This window comes from Fructilactobacillus sp. X7R9C1, from assembly GCF_059901005.1.
On sequence record NZ_JBWXVG010000002.1, the window covers coordinates 1 to 20,824 of the forward strand.

At 36.5% G+C, this 20,824-nt stretch carries 21 protein-coding genes; 16 read left to right on the forward strand and 5 right to left on the reverse strand.

Annotation, left to right across the window (positions count from 1 at the left end; genetic code table 11):
- Nucleotides 1-476: 476 nt before the first annotated feature.
- Nucleotides 477-1,016, reverse strand: coding sequence for a hypothetical protein (locus tag AC6UD0_RS01720; protein WP_500707940.1), 540 nt, complete (start codon nt 1,014-1,016; stop codon nt 477-479).
- Between the two features lie 141 nt (nt 1,017-1,157).
- Here AC6UD0_RS01720 and AC6UD0_RS01725 point away from each other — a divergent pair, with 141 nt between their 5' ends.
- The gene (locus tag AC6UD0_RS01725; protein ID WP_500707943.1) at nt 1,158-2,339 is read left to right on the forward strand and encodes a thiolase family protein; all 1,182 of its coding nucleotides are present in this window, start codon (nt 1,158-1,160) and stop codon (nt 2,337-2,339) included.
- A gap of 59 nt (nt 2,340-2,398) precedes the next feature.
- On the opposite strand, the gene brnQ is transcribed toward AC6UD0_RS01725, so the two are convergent.
- Nucleotides 2,399-3,751, reverse strand: coding sequence for a branched-chain amino acid transport system II carrier protein (brnQ, locus tag AC6UD0_RS01730; RefSeq protein WP_500707944.1), 1,353 nt, complete (start codon nt 3,749-3,751; stop codon nt 2,399-2,401).
- 144 nt (nt 3,752-3,895) lie between these two features.
- On the opposite strand from brnQ, the gene AC6UD0_RS01735 reads away from it, so the two are divergent.
- From AC6UD0_RS01735 to AC6UD0_RS01760, 6 genes are all read left to right on the forward strand, one after another.
- Nucleotides 3,896-4,429, forward strand: a complete 534-nt coding sequence (locus AC6UD0_RS01735; RefSeq protein WP_500694276.1) for a GNAT family N-acetyltransferase — start codon at nt 3,896-3,898, stop codon at nt 4,427-4,429.
- Nucleotides 4,430-4,484: 55 nt separating this feature from the next.
- Entirely contained in the window at nt 4,485-4,625 is a 141-nt protein-coding gene (locus tag AC6UD0_RS01740; RefSeq protein ID WP_500695882.1) for a hypothetical protein, read from the forward strand.
- 195 nt (nt 4,626-4,820) lie between these two features.
- Nucleotides 4,821-5,558, forward strand: coding sequence for a hypothetical protein (locus AC6UD0_RS01745; RefSeq protein WP_500707945.1), 738 nt, complete (start codon nt 4,821-4,823; stop codon nt 5,556-5,558).
- A gap of 285 nt (nt 5,559-5,843) precedes the next feature.
- Entirely contained in the window at nt 5,844-6,206 is a 363-nt protein-coding gene (locus AC6UD0_RS01750) for a hypothetical protein (protein ID WP_500707568.1), read from the forward strand.
- A gap of 28 nt (nt 6,207-6,234) precedes the next feature.
- Nucleotides 6,235-6,357, forward strand: a complete 123-nt coding sequence (locus AC6UD0_RS01755; protein WP_500707567.1) for a hypothetical protein — start codon at nt 6,235-6,237, stop codon at nt 6,355-6,357.
- Between the two features lie 583 nt (nt 6,358-6,940).
- Nucleotides 6,941-7,456: a hypothetical protein gene (locus AC6UD0_RS01760; protein WP_500694274.1), complete on the forward strand. Its 516-nt coding sequence runs from the start codon at nt 6,941-6,943 to the stop codon at nt 7,454-7,456.
- Between the two features lie 103 nt (nt 7,457-7,559).
- On the opposite strand, the gene AC6UD0_RS01765 is transcribed toward AC6UD0_RS01760, so the two are convergent.
- Entirely contained in the window at nt 7,560-9,656 is a 2,097-nt protein-coding gene (locus AC6UD0_RS01765; RefSeq protein ID WP_500694273.1) for a glycoside hydrolase domain-containing protein, read from the reverse strand.
- Between the two features lie 289 nt (nt 9,657-9,945).
- Here AC6UD0_RS01765 and AC6UD0_RS01770 point away from each other — a divergent pair, with 289 nt between their 5' ends.
- On the forward strand, nt 9,946-10,263 hold the full coding sequence (locus AC6UD0_RS01770; protein WP_500694272.1) for a helix-turn-helix domain-containing protein: 318 nt from the start codon (nt 9,946-9,948) through the stop codon (nt 10,261-10,263).
- Entirely contained in the window at nt 10,244-10,654 is a 411-nt protein-coding gene (locus AC6UD0_RS01775) for an ImmA/IrrE family metallo-endopeptidase (RefSeq protein WP_500694271.1), read from the forward strand. Before AC6UD0_RS01770 ends, AC6UD0_RS01775 begins: the two co-directional genes overlap by 20 nt.
- A 54-nt stretch (nt 10,655-10,708) precedes the next feature.
- On the opposite strand, the gene AC6UD0_RS01780 is transcribed toward AC6UD0_RS01775, so the two are convergent.
- The gene (locus AC6UD0_RS01780; protein ID WP_500696007.1) at nt 10,709-12,448 is read right to left on the reverse strand and encodes an oleate hydratase; all 1,740 of its coding nucleotides are present in this window, start codon (nt 12,446-12,448) and stop codon (nt 10,709-10,711) included.
- A gap of 195 nt (nt 12,449-12,643) precedes the next feature.
- Here AC6UD0_RS01780 and AC6UD0_RS01785 point away from each other — a divergent pair, with 195 nt between their 5' ends.
- From AC6UD0_RS01785 to AC6UD0_RS01815, 7 genes are all read left to right on the forward strand, one after another.
- A complete protein-coding gene (locus tag AC6UD0_RS01785) occupies nt 12,644-12,877 on the forward strand; it encodes a hypothetical protein (protein WP_500694270.1) in 234 nt (77 codons plus the stop codon).
- A 112-nt stretch (nt 12,878-12,989) separates the two neighbouring features.
- Complete coding sequence (gene recA, locus AC6UD0_RS01790) at nt 12,990-14,126, forward strand: recombinase RecA (protein ID WP_500694269.1); 1,137 nt, start codon at nt 12,990-12,992, stop codon at nt 14,124-14,126.
- Nucleotides 14,127-14,383: 257 nt separating this feature from the next.
- Complete coding sequence (locus tag AC6UD0_RS01795) at nt 14,384-14,521, forward strand: hypothetical protein (RefSeq protein ID WP_500694268.1); 138 nt, start codon at nt 14,384-14,386, stop codon at nt 14,519-14,521.
- Nucleotides 14,522-14,543: 22 nt separating this feature from the next.
- Complete coding sequence (locus AC6UD0_RS01800; RefSeq protein WP_500694267.1) at nt 14,544-14,675, forward strand: class III lanthipeptide; 132 nt, start codon at nt 14,544-14,546, stop codon at nt 14,673-14,675.
- Between the two features lie 17 nt (nt 14,676-14,692).
- Nucleotides 14,693-14,830, forward strand: a complete 138-nt coding sequence (locus AC6UD0_RS01805) for a class III lanthipeptide (RefSeq protein WP_500694266.1) — start codon at nt 14,693-14,695, stop codon at nt 14,828-14,830.
- A gap of 50 nt (nt 14,831-14,880) precedes the next feature.
- Nucleotides 14,881-17,487 carry a class III lanthionine synthetase LanKC gene (gene lanKC, locus AC6UD0_RS01810; RefSeq protein WP_500694265.1) on the forward strand — a complete coding sequence of 869 codons (2,607 nt, stop codon included), beginning with the start codon at nt 14,881-14,883 and terminating at the stop codon, nt 17,485-17,487.
- Nucleotides 17,488-17,563: 76 nt separating this feature from the next.
- Entirely contained in the window at nt 17,564-19,279 is a 1,716-nt protein-coding gene (locus tag AC6UD0_RS01815) for an ABC transporter ATP-binding protein (protein ID WP_500695886.1), read from the forward strand.
- A gap of 53 nt (nt 19,280-19,332) precedes the next feature.
- Here the strand turns inward: AC6UD0_RS01815 and AC6UD0_RS01820 are convergent, their stop codons facing one another.
- Complete coding sequence (locus AC6UD0_RS01820; RefSeq protein ID WP_500695887.1) at nt 19,333-20,691, reverse strand: cytosine permease; 1,359 nt, start codon at nt 20,689-20,691, stop codon at nt 19,333-19,335.
- Nucleotides 20,692-20,824 lie beyond the last annotated feature (133 nt).

Consider the following 20,824-nt stretch of genomic DNA (forward strand, 5'->3'; position numbering starts at 1 on the left):
GTTGTTATTCTTTTTCAAAAGAATTAAAAAGCGAATTGACTTCGCAAATGTTTAATTTTAAGTTCTACAACTTAAAATTACCTTACACTTGTAATCAAAATCTTGTTCAGTTTTCAAAGATCTACTCTTGATTGTTGCCGTTTGATTCTTCCTTAACGCAACATGTATAACTATACTACATTGTGTTTTCAATGTCAACAGATAAACTCAATTATTTTAAATTTATTTGTTCAAGCATTGTATCCGGAGAATCCAGACAACAAAGACTATTATACAACGCTCATAATGAAGATGCAAGAGAAATGATTAAAATAATTAATTCAGTTCATAATCAGTGACTAATCGATTATTATCAAATCACTTTGTCTCCCTCACTGAGCATTTACTACTATACATGCGCTCAAATCATTTGTCAACACTTTTGGTCAAAAAAGGTCAAACTTTTTTAATTTTCATTTTTTATCAAGAAAATTGGCCTACTTTTTCTTTGAATATAAGTCAATTCCATCTTGCGGGTGTTGTCTTAGATAACGCGTCGTAAAAGCATCCACTGCACTCCTATCCTCTAAATCAACGTCAGCATCTTCCATCGCACTAACCAATTTCTTATAAAAGGCATCAAAATTAGAATCGTACATTGAACGTAATGCTTTACTATTATTTTCTACCCATTTATTCAAACTAGGACCATTACTAATAATTCCCTGATCGTTTAAATAAGAAAATAAATGGATTAAGGCAAAGGGAATTAGTTGAAACAGCGAGTCCGTTTTCTCATCACTATCTAGCATCAAAGTAAAACGATTAAACATTACGTTAGTAACTAAATCAACGTTCCAGTCTTTGGGCTGAACGCCTAAACCAACAATCGCAATCTCAGAAAAACTATCAATAATCGTATCAATCTCGTCAATTTCATCTTGAGTCTTTTCTGATACATCAGATTGATCATCAATAGCGTCTAGCCAGCGATCGATCATTTCCCCTACTTGTTGTACTTCTTCATCCTTATCCATGACTTCATCTCCTAAAGTATTTTTATTATTCACTTTATTATAGTAGAAACTCGAAATTAACATTAACTTTTGCACTTTAAAAAAAGTTAAGTAAAAACATGTATAATTATCAACGAATCATGTCAAAGGAGCATCGAATCTATGAATGACAATATCGTAATTGTAAGCGCAAAGAGGACTCCGATTGGTAAAATCAACGGCACCCTCGATAGCCTAACTTCGGTTGATCTTGGAACCATTGCCGCCAAGGCAACCATCAAAGACGCGGGCATTGATCCAAAACAAATCGACCAAGTCATCTTTGGAAACGTAATTCAAGCGGGCGGTGGACAAAACGTCGCCAGACAAATCGAGTTAAACGCTGGCATTTCTGACACAGCCACCGCCTCCACCATTAACCAAGTTTGTGGTTCCGGTATGAAAGCGGTCCGACTGGGGCAATCCGCCATCCAAATGGACGATGCTGACATCGTCCTTGTCGGGGGAACCGAAAGCATGTCGAACGCTCCATACCTAAATGTGAACGAAAGAAGGGGCCACAAATTTGGCCCAATCACTTTAGAGGACAGCATTCAAAAAGACGGACTAAACGACGCCTGGAGTGGAAAACCGATGGGAATGACCGCCGAAAACGTTGCCGACCAGTTCAACATTTCAAGAAGGGATCAGGATGCTTTTGCCCTTCAGTCCCATCGAAAAGCCAGCAAAGCTCAACAAAATGGTTACTTTAATGAAGAAATGATCCCAATTGAAGTTCAGAATCGCCACGGAAGCACCGTGGTTGATAAGGATGAGGGCGTTCGTTTTGACACCTCAATGGAACAATTAAAAAAGTTAAAGCCATCCTTTAAAGAAAACGGAACGGTGACGGCCGGAAATGCTGCCAGCCTAAATGATGGGGCTTCCGCAATCCTATTAATGAAGCAAAGTAAGTCCAACGAGCTTGGTCTAACTCCGCTGGCGGTGCTGGATGACTACGCCGAAGCTGGATGTGACCCTAAAATCATGGGATATGCCCCCTACTACGCCGTTAATAAACTACTGGATAAGACGGGCCAACAAATCAGTGACTTTGATTTGTTTGAACTAAACGAAGCCTTTGCCTCTCAAAGTTTAGCGGTAGCACGGGACCTTCACATCCCAGACGCTAAGCTTAACATTACAGGTGGTGCCGTCTCAATGGGTCACCCCCTCGGCGATTCCGGTTCTAGAATCCTCATTACCTTAATTAACAACCTCAAACGAACTGGTCAGACTAAGGGACTGGCCACCCTCTGTATCGGTGGTGGAATGGGAATGGCGATGACAGTTCATACACTATAATGAAGAAACAAAAAAAGATCTCGGTAGTTAGATTCATTTCTAACTACCGGGGTCTTTATTTATCCTTGCTTCAATTGTTTTCTGGTCTTTTTCACCGAAAGAATCAATCCAATCGCAAATCCAATCAATGCGAACAAAACCCATCCCATTCCGTACTGCGCCAGCGGCAAAAGGTCATTAATTTTAAATAACCAAGCTAATTCTGGCACGTGCGTCAATTCGGGAATGGTGGTAATCCCGCTTAAAAAGGCTGGAATGGCGATGAACCAGATCGTCATTTGGTAAACAATCTTAGAGTTTTTAAGTAATGGTTTAATTAACGAAATCAAAATCAGACAGATGGAAAACGGATAAACAATCATCAAGACTGGCATGATAAACCTAATCATCTCTGTTAAACCTAAAGTTGCCAAAAGCGCTGACATAACCACCGCAAAAACGAGCAACGGGAGATACTTAAACTTAGGAAAAACATCTGACATCGTATCCGCAAAGGCACTACTCATCGCAATTGCCGTCTTAAGACAGGCAACAATCACAATCAGTGATAACAAAATGTTCCCATAACCACCAAAATAATGCGTGGCAATCTGAACTAAGGCAATGCCACCGTTCGCTGAAGGACGAAAATCTCCCAGACTACTAGCGCCCATGTAACTTAGTAGAACGTAGACAACTGCCATCATCAATCCGCCAATCAGACCAGCTTTTCCGATGCTAACGGCCAACTGCTTCGGACTCTTGACCCCTAATCCACGCACAGTCTCCACAATCACAATTCCAAATGCAATGGACCCAGCACCGTCAAGCGTGTTGTATCCCTCAACGAATCCAGATAGGAGTGGGGAGTGCCCGTATTCACCCATTGGATGATAAAAGCGTGGTGAACCCATTGGTTTAACAATCGACATGACGATGATAACCGCTAATAAAATTAAAAACAATGGTGTCAAAAATTTCCCAATGTATTCTAATAAGCGCCCTTGATTATACGAGAGTAAAAAAACGGCAATGAAGAAAATTAAAATAAATCCGATTAAGCCTAACTGCTGACGACCAGAACTAAGAAATGGTGCAATTCCAATCTGAAATGAAGTGGCTGCCAAACGAGGAATGGCCAAAAGTGGTCCCATTATAAAAGAAATTAAAATAGTAAAGACGTACGCAAACGACTTGCCAACGTTTGAAGAAATTTCAAAGGCTCCGGAACTGTCAGTAACCCCTAACGCAATGATCCCTAGGATGGGGAGACCCACTCCAGTTAAAACAAATCCAAGGGTTGCCCACCAAACGTTGCCACCAGCCATCTGTCCCATATTAACGGGAAAGATCAAATTGCCAGCGCCAAAGAAAATCCCAAACAACATAATTCCAACGTAAATAATCTGCCTTACACTTAATTTCTTTTCCAAGTTTTCTCCAACTTTCCTAAATTACTGTTCAATGCATTTTACCAGAAAAAAAGCCGGCTCCCTAATTAATTTGGTGGTTGAAAAACCACATGAGCTTCACTATAATTATTTATCGTCTGATAATAAAAGTAAGGAAGTGTTATTATGTCTACTATTTACGTAAGAAAAGCTACTGAAGCTGACTTAAACGATATCTACACTATCATCAAAAACGCCAAGAAGTTTTTGGGCGAACAAGGCATCGACCAATGGCAAAGTGATTACCCTAGTGAAGAAGATTTAGCCAGAGACGTTAAATTTGGCATCTCATACGTCCTAGATGTTGACGGAAAAGTTGCTGGAACCGCCACCCTTCATTTAGGAATCGACCCCGATTACTTACACCTTGAAGGTGGCGAGTGGGAAAATGGTGACCAAGGTCACTACTCTGCCATTCACCGTATCGCCGTCTCAAACGACTATCGCGGTCAGGGACTAGCATCCAAATTCATCAGTGGCCTATTCACCATCTCAGCCTTTCGTGGTTTTAAAGACGTCAGAATCGACACTCATCCCGACAACAAGGGGATGCAACACGTCATTCTCTCAAATGGTTTCACCAAACGTGGTATCATTTACGCAAACGGTAAAAAGAGTCATGGAACAAAACGTTTCGCTTACCAAATCGAACTAAAATAATAACTAGGAAGTGGCCAAATTGGGCGACACAGTGGTATTAATCAAATTAATCATAATGGCAACGTTCGGATTGATCGTAATTTTGGGTTGCATGGGATGGACCTATCACAAGACCCACAAATTAACGTCAAAACGTTTTTTGGCATTATCGGTGTTGGCAATTTGTTTCATTATCATCCTAATTATTCTGGCATAAAAAGAGGCTCAACCTATGATATTCATGGGTTGGGCCTTTTGTTTTGTAATTTTGTTTATTTTTTCTACTATAATTAATAACTAATCATTTATAATGTGTACCAGATTTCACATTCGCCCTATTAATTCTGTTATCTAAAGAATATAATTATTTATGTGTCAAAATTTAATAAAAAGTTAAGGGATGTAAACTGGTTTGAAAAACAAGAAAAATATAATTATAGTCGTTCTAGTAGTCCTCCTAGCATTTGCCTTAGGAGTAATATTTGCATTTAAAATAAATGGAAATAATAACAATAGTAATAATAAGAAAAATACTACAAGTATATCTAAGAAACGTAAGCCAACTAAGCACAAAAAAGAAACTGACAACAAAAATAAGCAAGCAGCTGATCAAGCTTCAACTAAAAATAACAGTTCAAATGCTGAGGAAACTGGAACAACTTTGCCTCAATCATTACAGGGAGATTATAAGGAATCAGACGATTATACACTAATAATATCTAGTAACACCGTGGGCTTAGGAACTGCCGATAGTAGTATCTTAGTTAAATCTTATAAAAAGACTGGGAATACTTACATTATTAAAGGTGATAGCAATTCTGGAGATGGAGAATCAACGGCAACCTCAACTATTAGTAAACCAGAAAACATACAGATTACCAAAAATCAAAATGGAAGTGTAAGTGTATCAGGATGTTCGAATAATTTTTTAAATGGTACATATAGTGCCTCTAATACTAACGATAATAGCTCTAACAATAACTCCTCAGATGCTGACACAAATTCAAACGACGATAATTCAGATTCAAATACTGATTCTAATGATAATAATTCAGATTCTGATAATGACAATAACTCAGATACTGATACCAACTCTGACGATGACACAACTACGGAACCAAATACCAATAATGATCAAGATAACGATTAATCAATAAGAATATTCGGTTTTCATTATCATCCTAGTTATTCTGGTATAAAAAGAGGCTCAACCTATGATATTCACGGATTGGGCCTTTTGTTTTGGGATTCTTTAACCATCAATTTGTGTAAACATTGAGACTTTACTATACTTAAAACCGTTAATTTAGTTAAGAAGAGTTTTAATGAAATACAATAAGATAATCAAATTTATACACATAAATATTGCTTTGGAATAATTTATCATTTTATATTTTATTAATTAGGTAACCATAGTTATAAGGAGAAAAATAAAATGCCAGAAAAAACCAATTACATTAAAGATCGAAAAGAATTTTTACATAAGTATCATACCGCTTCTCGCTTATTGATCCCTTCTATCATAATATCAGTAATTTTTTTAGCCATAGGATTTACTCTTATCAAGCTAGATGTAAATAGGGTTATTATTTTAATAATGGGATTACTGACTGGAATTGTACTAGCATTATTTATAGCCTCATTAGGAGCATGGTTAAATTTAAAAATAAAAAAACCTAAGAGTGTAAATTTAATGAGAAAGAAATACTACCTTAATTTATGGATCTTAATAATTTTATTTGTCTTTGGTATATTACTTTTTATTATTTTTAATTGTACTGATGCCAATTTTACATAATTTAAGTTATATATATCTTGTTTCTAACATGACCACATTTTCAGTTTTTGGAAGTATATTTATTTATTCGATGGAAAAAGACATCTTAAAGTATCGAAAAAAGAAGTATTTAAAAGAATTTACTGAGGGGATTAAAAAAGATGGAACATAAGGGCATTGATAACGTACTTTTACTGGAGGGATTCTCTTGCAATCATATTTTCAATTAGGTTATTATCTGCTGGCTAAATTATTCTTTTTTTGTATGCTTATAGTAATTATCTATGAAATTGTTGCCTATGAGCGTTCCAGACATTATTTAAGAAAAAGGGGAGAAATATTTAACAATATCTCTTCCCTAATATACATTTTGATTCTTTTTCTATATTTTGTCTCTAACAATGTGATTGGACATACTTTAACTGATAATTACATGTGGAACAAAACATTAACAGATCGCTGGAATTATTTAATCGGGAACCCTAGTGGACTAATTATGCTAATGTCATACGTAATTATTCTTACCTGTATTATTTTGTGCATGACAATCAAACGCTGGAACATTTACAATAATGGGAACCAACAACCAAAATTAATTAAGCAACTGAAACAATCATTTTTTAAACATATTAACTATATCTATATATTAATTATATTTACTTGCATAATTTCATTTATTAATGTTGCATTAGGAATAATCTATCATTTTGTATTTTACTAATAAGGTAATATCCTAATTGTGAGGAGGAAGATAAATGTCAGAAAAACCGGACTACATCAAAGACTACCAAGAATACTTACATAAATACCACATTATGTCACGCTTATTGCTACCATCCATTATATTGGTAATCATTACCTTCACTTTGGGATCCATTCTCCTTAATATGCATGCAAACAAATTCATCCTTTGGATCATGGGGACAATCGATGGAATTACATTCTCGCTATTTATTACCGCACTAGGAACTACAATAAGATTAATGATAGAAAAATATAAGATTAAGCATATGCGACCTTCAAGGTTAAAACATTATTATTGTTTATGGGTCATTATTTTATTTCTGTGTTTTGGAATTTTTGTTTTCATTGGATCAATTGAAATACTATTACTTTCAAACAATTTATGGGAGGCATATGAATCTCCAATGCTGCCAACGTTTTTAATTTGCTCTGGATTTTTATTATATTATCTTTCTAAAAGCACCTTAAAATATCGGAAAAAGAAATATTCAAAAGAACTTACTGAGGGAATTAAAAAGATGAAATAAGTAATTGAGATATAAATCAATAAATGGACCTGTAATTACAAATTACAGGTCCATTTATTTAATCATTTTAATACAACATAAATTACGCAAATAATGACATATATCATCCTACTAGTGCCGCTAAAAATGCAATTATTACAGCAATACCAACACTTTCACCCTCAATTGCATATCTTACATATGCCGGTGTCAACGCCAGCGTATCAGTCTTTTCTCCTAATTTATCGGTAACCTCATCATAAGCTTTTTCATAACTCTTAAAGTCAGGATAATCATGTGGATGAGAATCAATATCTATTGAAATAGAAAGCTCTGTATCAAAACTTTTATTATTAATTTTTAACTTAAAAATATTAAATTCTACTGATATACTCCAACCGTCTTTAGTTTCTACAATCTCAATTGAAACTTGACCATCTTCAATTTTTTGAACAAATTCCCACTTATTAAATAAACTAACGATGTATACGCCAGCATTAACATTGTTATTACAACTTTGCATGACCCAATCAAACATAAATTTTAGTGGTAATTTCCCATTACTAATGGTAAACATCCCAGATCCATGGACTGGCTTAATATCAGCTTCACCTACTAAAGTAATTTTTAATGATTTATTATCATTGTATAGCACATAAGGAACATCAATTTCTACCTGTGTATTATCAACAATATTCTTTAAAGCTTCTTTAGCAGACATTTCTCCAATTCCCGTTGGCTTAATCTTATTAGTACCATCATCTCTACCAGACGACGCATCTTGGTCAATCGCAATGTCACCTAAACTGTATTCAACAAATTGGTCAATTGCCCAATTTTTAGGCATCTGATAACCCAAATTTCCACTATATCCAGTTGACATATCAGATACAAACGCCGTTTTTGCAAGTCCTTTACCAAGGGCTTGAGCACAAACATTTCTGGTTCCGTAAATTCCTGCTTGATAACTTGAGCCGCCTAATGCTTTTTTGACTCCCTCCATATATGGAATAACCGTACTATCAATGTCACCAGCTTGAATATCAGTATCAACAGCAAAGTAAATAATAGTATCCTTTGGGAATCCAAGCCGTTGTGCTGTTGCATTTGCAATTCCTGCATCAGCACAACCCTGGCCGTATTTAAAGTATTCCTGACTGCCATCATTATCTTGATAGATTGGAAACACCTTTAGGCCACCATCAGTAATTCTTTTCAGTTCATCATCAGTCAGATTTTTGTTACGACGTTTTGAGCCAGTGCCAACTGATCCAGTTAAATAGCGACCAACAATTTCAAAGCCATAATTTTTGATGTTTTTAACGTCTTTATCACTTAATTGAAATGAAGTATCACAAGCATTTGAATCTCGATTAGTATTCCCATTACTGGTAAGCAACCCCTTGATAACGGTTAAATCAGCTTTCCCTGTAAATGGTGGTAAATTCATAAACTTCCTAAAATTAACCACATCTTCAGCAACCGAATTATTAAATACTCCATCAACAGATCCACTCAGAAAATCATTAACCATTAATCCATATTGAAGTAGCTTAACGCCTGCACCTTTGTCCCCTTCAGTTAAAGTTGGCGTTTTATTAATGGTTCCAGGTCCATAAACTCCGTTTGCTTGTCCAGGTGTCATTCCTTCAACAGCTTGCAGGGCATAAATCAAAGCTGTGTTTGTATTTCGTTGATACAAACCATCAGTTGGAACCAAGCCAAGATCATCACCAAAATAATCTAAATAGTTATGGTTTAAATATTGTTGCATTTGACGATATTTCTTTTTACCACCATCAAGTAATTCAAAGGCAGCCATATCAAATAGACCAGCCATTAATGGAACAGTAACCCCACCTTTATCTAATCCAGCATCATTACGTAATTTATTTACTGCATTCTGTGTATCTTTGGTATATTTCTCATCAAACGCATTCGGGCTAATTCCCTTACACCAAAAAGCACCCTGAATTAACTTCGCAATCTTGCCCTTGTAACCGACCTTCAACTGATCGACCATTCCACTTAGTGCTTTCTTGGTTTTATCACCAAAACCACTACCAAGTGGACTAATCCCTAGTTCATGCTGAAGTCCCATTCTTAAAGCATAAATAGTTGGCCAACCCGTCTTTCCATTTTCCTTGACCTTATCAAATCCTGAAACATTACCGTATTCTTGGTTCAACCACTTTTGAACGCTTAAAACTTGTTCATCCATAATTATTTCCTCCTAAAATTTTCTTTATAAAATTTAAGAGCTAGCGCTAACTCGCACGTAAACACATCAAAATCAATTTGCAATCATGTAGAATAATCATTGAATCTTATAGACAAAAGTTCTACAATGATGGTAAAGAAAATCAGCTGAAATAATCTAAACCGACATCTCTTCGAGGTTGTTGCTTGATTTCTCATCTGTTTACAAGAACAATCATATATCCATTATTTCTACATGTCAACAATTTCATAGATTAATTTTCTATGTAAATAATTAAAAGGAGTCAAAAATGTCGATCTATCAACGGGTTAAAGAGCTTGCTAAAAATAAAAATATTTCCATTCGCGAATTAGAGCATCAACTTGGGTTCTCCAACGGAACCATGCAAAAGTGGGACCAAACCGCTAATTCGCAAAAACTCAAAAAAGTTGCCAACTACTTCAACGTCTCCGTTGACTATCTCTTAGGAAACTCAACTGGTAACTCGGCTGACTTAGATGACCTCTCAACGATCATGATGTTTGGGGGCAAACCCATCCCAGAAGAAGACCGTGAAACAGTCGTGGAAATCTTAAGGAAACTTCGAAATGCACGAAATCATCAATAGTCTTTTTAACTATGCGTTAGATAATGACATTGCCGTTGTATACACGGACAAACTCCATCAAAATACTCAATCCTTTGCGGACGTTCGTTCCCATTCAATTGTGATTAATGCCAACTGGCAGCTACGAAAACAACTTCCATTTATCATTGCGCACGAAATTAGCCACGTCCTGCAGTGCGATCAGGATGATGCCATTCTTAGTTTTACCACTCTGATGAATCCCAAGTACGAACAGAAGGCCAACGTGAATGCCGTTAGGCTTCTAGTTCCCTTCTACGCTGACAACAAGGAAATTGACCAGCTTAACCTAGAGGAATTCATGGATTTATTTGCCATCCCGGATTCACTACGTGACGTGTGTTTTACTGAAATTAAAGACTATGTTGATTGAAACATCAAAAAAGCTCAACTTCATTTCGAAGTTGAGCTTTTCATTTACGATCATCTATTCAAATAATTTTTTAGCGGCCTTGGCCAGAATCTTCGGATTCTTATCAAATCGTGGGTTGTCCACGAGTTTTGACATTGGAACACCAGCAAAGTGGTAAGCGGCCATTTCACCAGAACGAACGGCACTTTGTTCGGTGAAGACCATTTGGTAAGGTTGTTCAACAAACTCACCGGTGAATGCTAGATTCGTTGAATGGTCAGGGATGACCTTGGGACGGTCAATCTTAGCCCGGTTGTTAAACAATGCCGAAGCGTATGGCATGTAAACGGGAACCGAGTTGACAATTGAGTCCATGATTTCCTTTTCTTTATCACGGATGTTTACGGGACCCGGATCGACCTTTGAAAGCTGTCCGATCAACTCTTGAACCATTTCTTTTCCAGTCATCTTGATGTACTGCTTGTCGACGAATTCACCGCGACGATATGGATACAAGAAGTAACCCCAAAGAACGGTTTCGTTTGGCTTCTGGTCGGTGAAATGAGGTTGATGATGAACCACAATCGACATTCTCACGTCTTTTTGACCTAACGGAGTAATTGGACTCGTTGATAGGAAGGAGTTCAAAGCATTCCCAGGTAGTTGCGTAGTAATACGGGTGATTTCGTTTAAGAAAGTATGATCCTTAGTGGTTACGGTAAAACTACTCCAGCCACTGGCGTTCCGATCGGCGAAGAATTTGTCTGGATTCCCCAAGTTGTAGAAGTGATTGGTGGCTTTCTTCCACAAACTTGAAGCAGCTCCATAATCGGTGTTTTCACCGGACGGGGTGTTGAAGTCTCCAAGCGTAGCCGAATCGGTAATGGAACCATTGGTGAAGAAGACCGCAGTATCATCATCGACATCAATGTGTTCATCTTTACCAGTGTCAACGTTCTCCATTTCTAGGCCCTTAACGGTAATTTCTTCGTTCATTGGAGTTTCTTTGAAGTCCCAATCATTAACCCGACGGTTCAAGACGAAGGTTACGCCTTGTTTCTTCAAGTAATTAATTAATGGTAGCATCAAACTTTCGTACTGATTGTAGCGAGTTCGGTTAACCCCCACGAGCGTGTTAATTTGGGTAAATTCGTAAATCATTTGGTGCATGTAACGCCTGAGTTCTTGAGCTGAACTTTGGGTACGAAAGGCAAAGGTCGTCTCCCACATGTACCAGAAGTTGGTTTGAAACATGTGGGGATCGTCCTTGAAGTAGTCAGCGATGGAGACGTTATCAAGTTCAGTCTCCTTGTCGTCTGGCATCATGATTAACTTCGTCAATAAGAACCGATCCTTGTTGTTAAATCCCATTTTAGAGGAGTTAATGATGCCCTTTTCGCCTTCCATCAAACGCGCTTTATCGTAGGTCCGATGCTTAGAATCAAAGTCACGCGTGTCCTCTGCGGCAGTCATTCCCTCTTCGGTGGCTGACGGAACCCGACTTAAGAGATCCATCAAATCAACGTAGGTCCGGTAATTCAACATTCTTCCCCCACGAGCGACAAAGCCAGTCTGGTCAGACGTTTCGTGATTGCGATTCCAGTATTCATTGCCGGTCACGTCAGTCTTGGCACCATCATTTGCGCCATGGTCGTCCAATGAATAGAAAGTAATGTTCTTTCCGTCCCAGTGACCTTCTTGAATCAAGTAAACGGCGGCGGCCATGTTAGAAATGCCGGCACCAATCATAATTGCTTTTTTCTTAGTCATATTAAACCTCCTAGATTTAAATACGTAGTAAGCATTTGTCTCTATGTTAGCAGTTTCACATATGCTTATATTTATATTATAACGTACCCAAAAGTTGGAATGTAACTTATCAATTTGATTTAATAATTTATTTAATTAATGTTCTTACGTCAACCATTAAGCAACTCACATGTCAGCCTGCGAATAGATAATTAAGGTCGTAATCTGGTACAATATAGTAGAAGAAAGGTGGTAATTACTATGCCAGAAACAGTATTTTTCAATCCCGGCGACTCACTTGGAAACTTTCACGACTATAATGATGCAGTTCGTTCTGCTCAACTTTACCGTGACAAACAAGTGGAGGCCAAAAACGTCGTAGTAGTTCATGGAAAAGACAAAAAATCATTCGATATTTTCCTTTCGGATAACGCTCAATCAGATGCTAAAAATAACGATCAAACTTCGCCCTATTACGTTAATAAACGAATCTAATTAATTGATTTAATTTAATTGGAAATTACGTAATTATTAGTGTACAATTGATTATATTAAATAACCAAACGTATGTTCGCAATTACGTAATATGTAAAAAGAAAGGAATTTTATGGCAAATTCTAAAAACAGTGTCGACGGGCGTCAAATCGAGCTCGATAAAGCACTCAGCAAAATCAAAAAAGAATTTGGAACTGGCGCTATCATGCGGATGGGCGAATCCCCTAACCAAAACGTTGATTCCATTTCAACCGGCATTTTATCCTTAGATATCGCCCTTGGCATTGGGGGTTTCCCTCGTGGCCGAGTCGTTGAGATCTTCGGTGCCGAATCATCTGGTAAAACCACGATTGCCCTTCAGACCGTTGCTGCCCTCCAACAAGCTGGCGGAACGGCCGCATACATCGATGCCGAAAACGCGATGGATCCGGAATACGCTCACAGCCTGGGAGTTAACATTGACAACCTTTTGTTATCGCAACCAGGAACCGGTGAAGAAGGACTGCAAATTGCCGATGCACTGGTACAATCCGGTGCTATCGACTTAATCGTTGTCGACTCAGTAGCTGCCCTAGTTCCGAAGTCTGAAATTGAGGGTGACATTGGTGATTCTCACGTTGGTTTACAAGCTCGTCTAATGTCACAGGCACTTAGAAAACTAGCTTCCAGTATCAACAAGACCAATACCGTCGTTATCTTCATTAACCAACTAAGAGAAAAAGTTGGTGTGATGTTCGGTAACCCAGAAACAACTCCTGGTGGTCGGGCCCTTAAGTTCTACTCAAGTGTGCGACTCCGTGTTAGTTCTGGTAAGCAATCAAAGGAAGGTCAAGACGTCGTTGGTCGAGAAACCAAGATTAAAGTCGTAAAGAACAAGGTGGCTCCCCCATTCAAGACCGTTGACACTTTGATGAGTTTTGGAAAGGGTATCGAACCGATTGCTGACATGGTCAACCTAGCCGTTGACAAAGACATCGTCGACAAATCTGGATCATGGTACTCATACGGTGAGGAACGACTGGGACAAGGCCTAAATAAGACCGTGGCCAATCTGCGTGACAAACCTGAGATGGTCGAAGAAATCAAGAACAAGGTCAGAGAAGCCTATGGCATTGCCAATGATGAAGAATCAAAGGACGATGACAGTGACAAGGATGCAAAATCCAAGTCAACTGACAATAAGGCCACTACTAAGAAAACAACCAAAGCAAGTACCAAAAAAGATAGCGAAACTAAGTTAGACGTTTAATTAAATGGAAAAGCATCAAATCATTATGTAATGATTTGATGCTTTTTTAATACAAATAATAATCTTGATAAAGCTTTAAACAATATTTTAATTAAATCTACATAAGTCAAATATCGAATACTCAAATGAATTTTCAGTGTAATTACACAACTATAAAAAACAATTTTTATAACTTTTAAAAAATTGTTGACTTTCTATATCGTTTAATTTATATTAATTATGGTAATTAAACCTCTCACAAGAAAGGAAGATTTAATATGAAGTACTTGCTTAATTTACAAGCACAACCAAACGTGGAGTTAAAGAAGAAGCGTCGTCATCACCATCACGGAGTACGAAGTAATATCAGTGTTCAATGTGATGTTCGAAGCAATGTAAGTGTCTTCTGTCAGTAATTTAACAATAGGTGTATTTATTATGAAAACTTTGCTAGACCTCCAAAAGACTGTGGGTAAAAATGCCAAGAAGCTTGTTGGCGGGAAAAAAGATTCTCATATTAGTGTTATGGGATGTGGCAACAACAGCAATATTAGTATTATGTGCAAATAATACTATAGGAGCATTTCATGAAACCTATTCTGCAATTACAACAACTTGATAATGTAGCATTAAGAAAAAAGCGCCGAAAAGGACGTAAGGGTTCTCATCTGAGCGTTGGATGCACAATTAACAGTGACGTTAGTATTCTTATATGCAAGAGATAAGAGAGCCCTAATAGGACTCTCTTTTTATTTTAAACTTAAAGGATGTAGTTATGGATTTAAGATATTTAGATTATTTAAAAAAAGGATCATTATTTTATCAACCCACCACAGCCGAAACAAACAGTTTAATTTATAAAGTTACTATTCACGACAAGGATAAATGGAATCATCATATCGATAAAAATTGGAATTATTTTATCAATAAAAATAGACAACTGCCAAACCAAGGGTGGAAAATTCATGTAACATCTCCCATTGATTACGCGCAAAAAACATTGGACCAAATCACACCGTATTTGATAGAAAATAACATTTCTTTTAAATTTGTTCCTACCAAAAAAGAATTAATTATGAAAAATTCAAAATATGGTGATCGATCTGCATGTGGAAAATTCATAACAATTTACCCCAAAGATGAAGATCAATTTATTCAACTATTAAGTCCCCTAACTGACCTAACCAATGACATCCCCAAGGGTGCATATATTTTAAACGATAAACAGTGGTACAATTCCAACATCTTCTTTAGGTATGGGGGATTTATTGGAATGCCAATGGTACATGATGGAAAAACGATCATGGGAATCAAAAATCCAAATGGAGAGTTAGTGCCAGACTTAAGGGTTCCATACTATAACGTTCCCTCATTTATTTCTGAACCAAAAGAAATTAAAAAAATGGATAAAATACAAACGATTGAATATTCCAAAATTGATTTAACTAAATTCAAACGCTATGAGGTTATTTCCGCAATTCACTTTAGTAATGGTGGCGGCGTCTATCAAGTCACAAAAGATGGTAAAAATTATGTAATGAAGGAGGGACGAAAACAGTCTGGAATTGATGCACAAGGGAATGATGGTTTTTTCCGTGTAAAGAATGAATACAATACCCTAAAAAAATTAAATGGGATTAACAGAACAGTTAAGGTCTATGATTATTTTGAGATATGGGAAAATAATTACTTGATTGAAGAATTTGTTCCTGGAAATTCATTATCCGATTTCATTCCAGAAAACTTTCCTTTCTCATACGAAAAGAATCGAAATGAATATTTAAAACTTATAGATCAATTAATCAAACAATTAAAAGTGGCAATCACAGAAGTTCATCAGGCTGGTTTTGCTATTGGTGACTTAAATCCAAATAATATTATGGTTACTCCTAACAATAACATTAAACTAATCGATTTTGAGACTGCTACCCTCCTCTCAAATGAATATCATCCAGAACTACAAACTATGGGATACGTTAATTCTAAAATTAGTGACTTTAAAAGTGCTGATTGGTTTGCTTACATGAGGATCTCAAGATTTTTGTTACTACCGATTGAGTTCGTTTCTGATTTGTCTTTAAAAATTGAAGAAAATCAAAATAAATGGATAACAGATTATTTTGGAGAAAAAGCACTTGATATATTACAAAATACAGAAAAGGATTGTAAAAATTTCATTCCAAAATTAAAGAACATTTTCGACGTCCCAAAATTTGAAATCAATATAAAAGCAGTAGACAAACTCATCAATGGGTTAAAAACCGGAATAATTGAATATTCATCAAATCAAAATGATAGTTTTTCAGGTGGTGACATTAGACAATTTATTGACAAGCTTGGAAAAGTTAACATCGCTAATGGTGGTTTTGGAATACTAATGGCATTAAATCGGAGTAATACAAAGTTAACAAAAGAAATCAATTGGGCTAATAATAGCAGCAAAAATCTTATTAGCCACTTCAATGAAGACACCAGTCTTGGACTATTTAATGGTATTTCAGGAATCGCGTCTATTTTAGATGATTTAAACTTACAGGAACATTCAAACCAATTTCTTGAATTTATACTTGATCAAAAAAATAGAATTTTAAAAGAAACAGATTACACTCTTTACTCTGGATTAAGCGGAATTGGTTTAAGTTTACTAGCCTTCTTTAAAAAAAATAATAATAATAAATTTTTAGAAATGAGTAAATTAATCGCGATCCGCTTAAATACATTATTTATAAATGGTTCGGGAACTCAACCAGATGATGAAGATACCATTCCTTATGGATTAATGAATGGATGGTCAGGCGCGAGTTTATTTTTATTACTACTATTTGATGTAACAAAAAACAAAGAAACTCTGAAAAATGCCAAAGATATGTTGAATTTTGAACTAGATAAAAACATTGAAATTTCCGACTCACAATCTGCAGAGATTTTGGATAATTCAATTGGTTTTCCCAGAATACTTCCATATCTAGGAGAAGGAGGAGTTGGTGTCGGATTAGTATTGAGCCAATTTATTAGGCGCTTACATGAATTTCAAAACGAAAAATATTTAAACCTTCAAGAACAATTCACTAAAAATCTCCAAACTTACTGCACATACTCATCTGGACTAACCAGAGGGATCAGTGGAATTATCCTTATAGGAATTGATAATAAAAACAAATTATCCGACATCGATAAATTAGTCCAGTCATTAGAAAACTATCTGCTTGTAGATTCTAATAATAATATTATGTCACCCGGAACATATGGATATCGTTTTTCAAATGATTTGTTTACTGGAAATGCTGGTCTAATGACTGTCTTACAAGGCATTAAAGATAATAACGCTTGGAAATGGATGCCAGTGCCTAAATCTGTCTTAAATCAACTGTTTCTTTCCTAATCAAAATTAAATTAATGTCATCGTATAAAATCATTTATTATGATTAATTCTTAAATAAATTAAAAGTAGGAAAATAATGAAAAAGACAAAAATTAATTTCATTAAACTAGATGCCGGCTTCTTCGTTGGACTCGGTTTAAGTCTGATTGGAACAATAGTTTCTTTATTTATTCCCCTATTAATTGGTAAGGCTATCAACATTAAATCGTTACTCAGTCAAAAAAATAATACGTGGACAATTATTGGAATTTTGGCGTTGCTAATTTTTAGTGCCATTTTTACAGCAATTAGTGGATATTTGCTTAGTCGTTCAGGAGCCAAACAAATTGCAAATATTCGCACTCGTATTCAAGATCATCTTCTTTATTTACCAACTACCTATTTTGATAACCAATTAAGTGGAAAACTTTCTAGTAGAGTTATTAATGATGCCTCAATAATTCAAAACTTTACTACTGAAATAATCCCCTCTTCAATTAGTGGAATAATTACTGTGGTGGGAACATTTGCAATTTTATTTTCACTTGATTGGAAACTATCTTTACTTATCTTAATTGCATTTCCACTAGACGCGATGGTTACCATCCCAATTGGAATAATTGATGAGAAGGTTTCAATTAAATCTCAAGAGAAACTAGCTCAAATGAATGAAACCAGTTCTGAAAGTCTTAGAAACATTCGAGCGGTTAAATTAAATAACGCAGAACATAGTATCCAAAATAAATTCAAAAAAGACGTAAATGCTCTTTATCATTTATCACTAAAAATGAATGCAATTTTTGCTATAACAGGTCCAATTCAAACCATGTTTGGACTTTTATTGATTATTATAATCATTTGGTACGGTGGCGTTCGGGTATCAGCTGGAACTCTTTCCATTGGAACCCTAGTCGCTTTTCTAATGTATCTATTCCAAGTAATTGGACCAATTAATGTCATAGCTGATTTCTATGCAAGCTACAAGCAAGCAAAGGGAGCAACAAAACAAATTACTAGAATCTTACAGTTAAGTCCAGAAAATAACTATAAAAATCCTGTTATTAAAAACACTTCAAAAAATTCAGTTATTAAATTAAAAAATGTATCTTTTTCTTATGAAAATCACCTAGTACTAAGTAATGTTTCAATGGATTTTACTCCTGGTGATAAAATTGCAATCGTTGGTCCCTCAGGCGCTGGGAAAACCACTATTATCAATTTATTAACAAGACTTTATCCAATCCAATATGGAAAACTCTTGTTTGATGACAATGACGCTTCTAATTTTTCTATTTCGCAATGGCGTTCGCTTTTTGGAGTAGTAACTCAAGATAACACTATTTTTTCTGGAACATTTTATGATAACTTAGTTCTTGGTTTAGTAAATATCCCAAGCAAATCAGAAATATCAATAGCAATTAAAATTGCTGATTTAGAAAATTGTGTATCATCATTACCAGATGGAATAAAAACAATCATTGGTGAACAAGGACTTAAATTATCTGGAGGACAAAGACAACGATTACAAATTGCTAGAGCATATTTAAAACATCCTAAATTCCTAATTCTTGATGAAGCAACTTCTAGTCTGGACTCTGATTCTGAACAATTAGTAACACATGAAATTGATAAGATGATGACCGGCAAAACAATTATTGCCATTGCACACAGACTTTCAACCATTATAAATGCCGATAAAATATACTTTCTAAACCGTCACAAAATATTAGGCTTTGGAAACCACGAAGAATTAATGAATCGAGTTCCAGAATATCATCGCTTCGTAAATGAACAATTCATTGATAAAAACTAAAAAAGCATCAAATCATTATGTAATGATTTGATGCTTTTTTGTTTGTTATTAAATTAGGCTTTTCGCATTAACTTACTACCAACGTAGTAGATAATGGCAATAACAATCATAGAAATGAAAGTGGCTCCAACCGTTGCCTTAATAATTGGCAACATGTTTAACGCAATGTACAATACCACCCCGATTGCGATACATAACATCGCGAACCAGTTAATTCCATTTTTGTACCAATATTTTCCGGCGGGAGTTTCTAAGGCTTTCAAATCGTATTTACCGTCCGACAAGCCAAAGTAGTCAACCACCAAGATGGCAATGATTGGACCAAGGAACATCCCAGTATAGTTTAGAAATGCGGTAAAGGCATCGAGGAAACTACCGTTAATCAAGGGAACCAGTGTCAAAATCATGGACAAGATGGTAACGATGAACAGTGATTTATTCAAACTAATCTTAGGAATCAGGTTATTTAGAGCGGAGCCACCAGACTGAATGTTGACGGCGTTAGCAGTCATACTGGTCAAAACAATGACAACCATCGCGATAACTCCTAGTCCCAATTTATTAGCAACCGTACTAGGATCGGAGTTATTAGGATTAAAGACCCCGGACGTCAAAGCAACACTCAGCGTCGTGCACAGACCGATGATGACAAAACTGACCATCCCAAGAATGGCGCCGACGTACGGGGCCTGGGTGGCAATGCGTTTACTGGAAGTGAACCGGGTAAAGTCAGCTCCACCAACTACCCAGCCAAGCGCAGCTGCAGCAATCGTATCAAGGGCGACCCCAAATGGCATCCGGGCTTTCATTGGAACTTGATACTTGGCAATCTGTGAAAACGAAACGTCACGAAAGACCACGATGACTTCGATAATCACAAAAATAATTACCAAAATCACTCCGATTCGTTCGATAATTTGAACGGATTTGGGACCAGCGATGATACTAAGTAAGTGCAGAATGCTCATGATGATAATTCCAACAATAATCCCAAAGTAACCGCCGGGTTGACCAAACAACGCCCAGCCAAACATACTGTGGAACAGATACGCAAGGGACGTGGCGGCGATAAACGTGTTAACGGCCGTCCACCCCATAAAAAGCGTCAGGTTAATGACTGATGGCACAACACTTCCCCGAATTCCAAAGGGGGCTCTGGACAAGATCGTGGTCGATGCCCCCGTTTGATATCCCATGTAGCCCACCATGCTCAAAAACGCGAAGGCAATTGCTGAAGCAACGATTGCCGAACTAATCCCACCAAAGAAACCAGCGGCGGCAATCACGCCACCAATGAACCAGGTTCCGTTGTTAGCGTTCGCTCCGAACCACGTGGCAAACATATCCCAATAATTCATGTCTCGTTCGGAAATTGGGATTGACTCAAATGCATATTTCTTATTTCGCTCCATTTTATCCTCCAATTATTAACGACTGGTTTGGTTTACTGTCTGATGGTCGTATTTGCAACTTATTTCAAGTATACCACTGAAAGAATCCTTCACAACGAATAATTCGAACACCTCCTCAATTACGAAAATTCTA

Coding starts and splice junctions, on each gene's coding strand:
- AC6UD0_RS01800 (WP_500694267.1), top strand. CDS start 14,544: ATGAAAACTTTGCTAGACCTCCAAAAGACTGTGGGTAAAAATGCCAAG.
- AC6UD0_RS01795 (WP_500694268.1), top strand. CDS start 14,384: ATGAAGTACTTGCTTAATTTACAAGCACAACCAAACGTGGAGTTAAAG.
- AC6UD0_RS01765 (WP_500694273.1), bottom strand. CDS start 9,656: ATGGATGAACAAGTTTTAAGCGTTCAAAAGTGGTTGAACCAAGAATAC.
- AC6UD0_RS01805 (WP_500694266.1), top strand. CDS start 14,693: ATGAAACCTATTCTGCAATTACAACAACTTGATAATGTAGCATTAAGA.
- AC6UD0_RS01735 (WP_500694276.1), top strand. CDS start 3,896: ATGTCTACTATTTACGTAAGAAAAGCTACTGAAGCTGACTTAAACGAT.
- AC6UD0_RS01750 (WP_500707568.1), top strand. CDS start 5,844: ATGCCAGAAAAAACCAATTACATTAAAGATCGAAAAGAATTTTTACAT.
- lanKC (WP_500694265.1), top strand. CDS start 14,881: ATGGATTTAAGATATTTAGATTATTTAAAAAAAGGATCATTATTTTAT.
- AC6UD0_RS01720 (WP_500707940.1), bottom strand. CDS start 1,016: ATGGATAAGGATGAAGAAGTACAACAAGTAGGGGAAATGATCGATCGC.
- AC6UD0_RS01815 (WP_500695886.1), top strand. CDS start 17,564: ATGAAAAAGACAAAAATTAATTTCATTAAACTAGATGCCGGCTTCTTC.
- AC6UD0_RS01740 (WP_500695882.1), top strand. CDS start 4,485: ATGGCAACGTTCGGATTGATCGTAATTTTGGGTTGCATGGGATGGACC.
- recA (WP_500694269.1), top strand. CDS start 12,990: ATGGCAAATTCTAAAAACAGTGTCGACGGGCGTCAAATCGAGCTCGAT.
- AC6UD0_RS01725 (WP_500707943.1), top strand. CDS start 1,158: ATGAATGACAATATCGTAATTGTAAGCGCAAAGAGGACTCCGATTGGT.
- AC6UD0_RS01775 (WP_500694271.1), top strand. CDS start 10,244: ATGCACGAAATCATCAATAGTCTTTTTAACTATGCGTTAGATAATGAC.
- AC6UD0_RS01770 (WP_500694272.1), top strand. CDS start 9,946: ATGTCGATCTATCAACGGGTTAAAGAGCTTGCTAAAAATAAAAATATT.
- AC6UD0_RS01785 (WP_500694270.1), top strand. CDS start 12,644: ATGCCAGAAACAGTATTTTTCAATCCCGGCGACTCACTTGGAAACTTT.
- AC6UD0_RS01760 (WP_500694274.1), top strand. CDS start 6,941: ATGTCAGAAAAACCGGACTACATCAAAGACTACCAAGAATACTTACAT.
- AC6UD0_RS01820 (WP_500695887.1), bottom strand. CDS start 20,691: ATGGAGCGAAATAAGAAATATGCATTTGAGTCAATCCCAATTTCCGAA.
- AC6UD0_RS01755 (WP_500707567.1), top strand. CDS start 6,235: ATGACCACATTTTCAGTTTTTGGAAGTATATTTATTTATTCGATGGAA.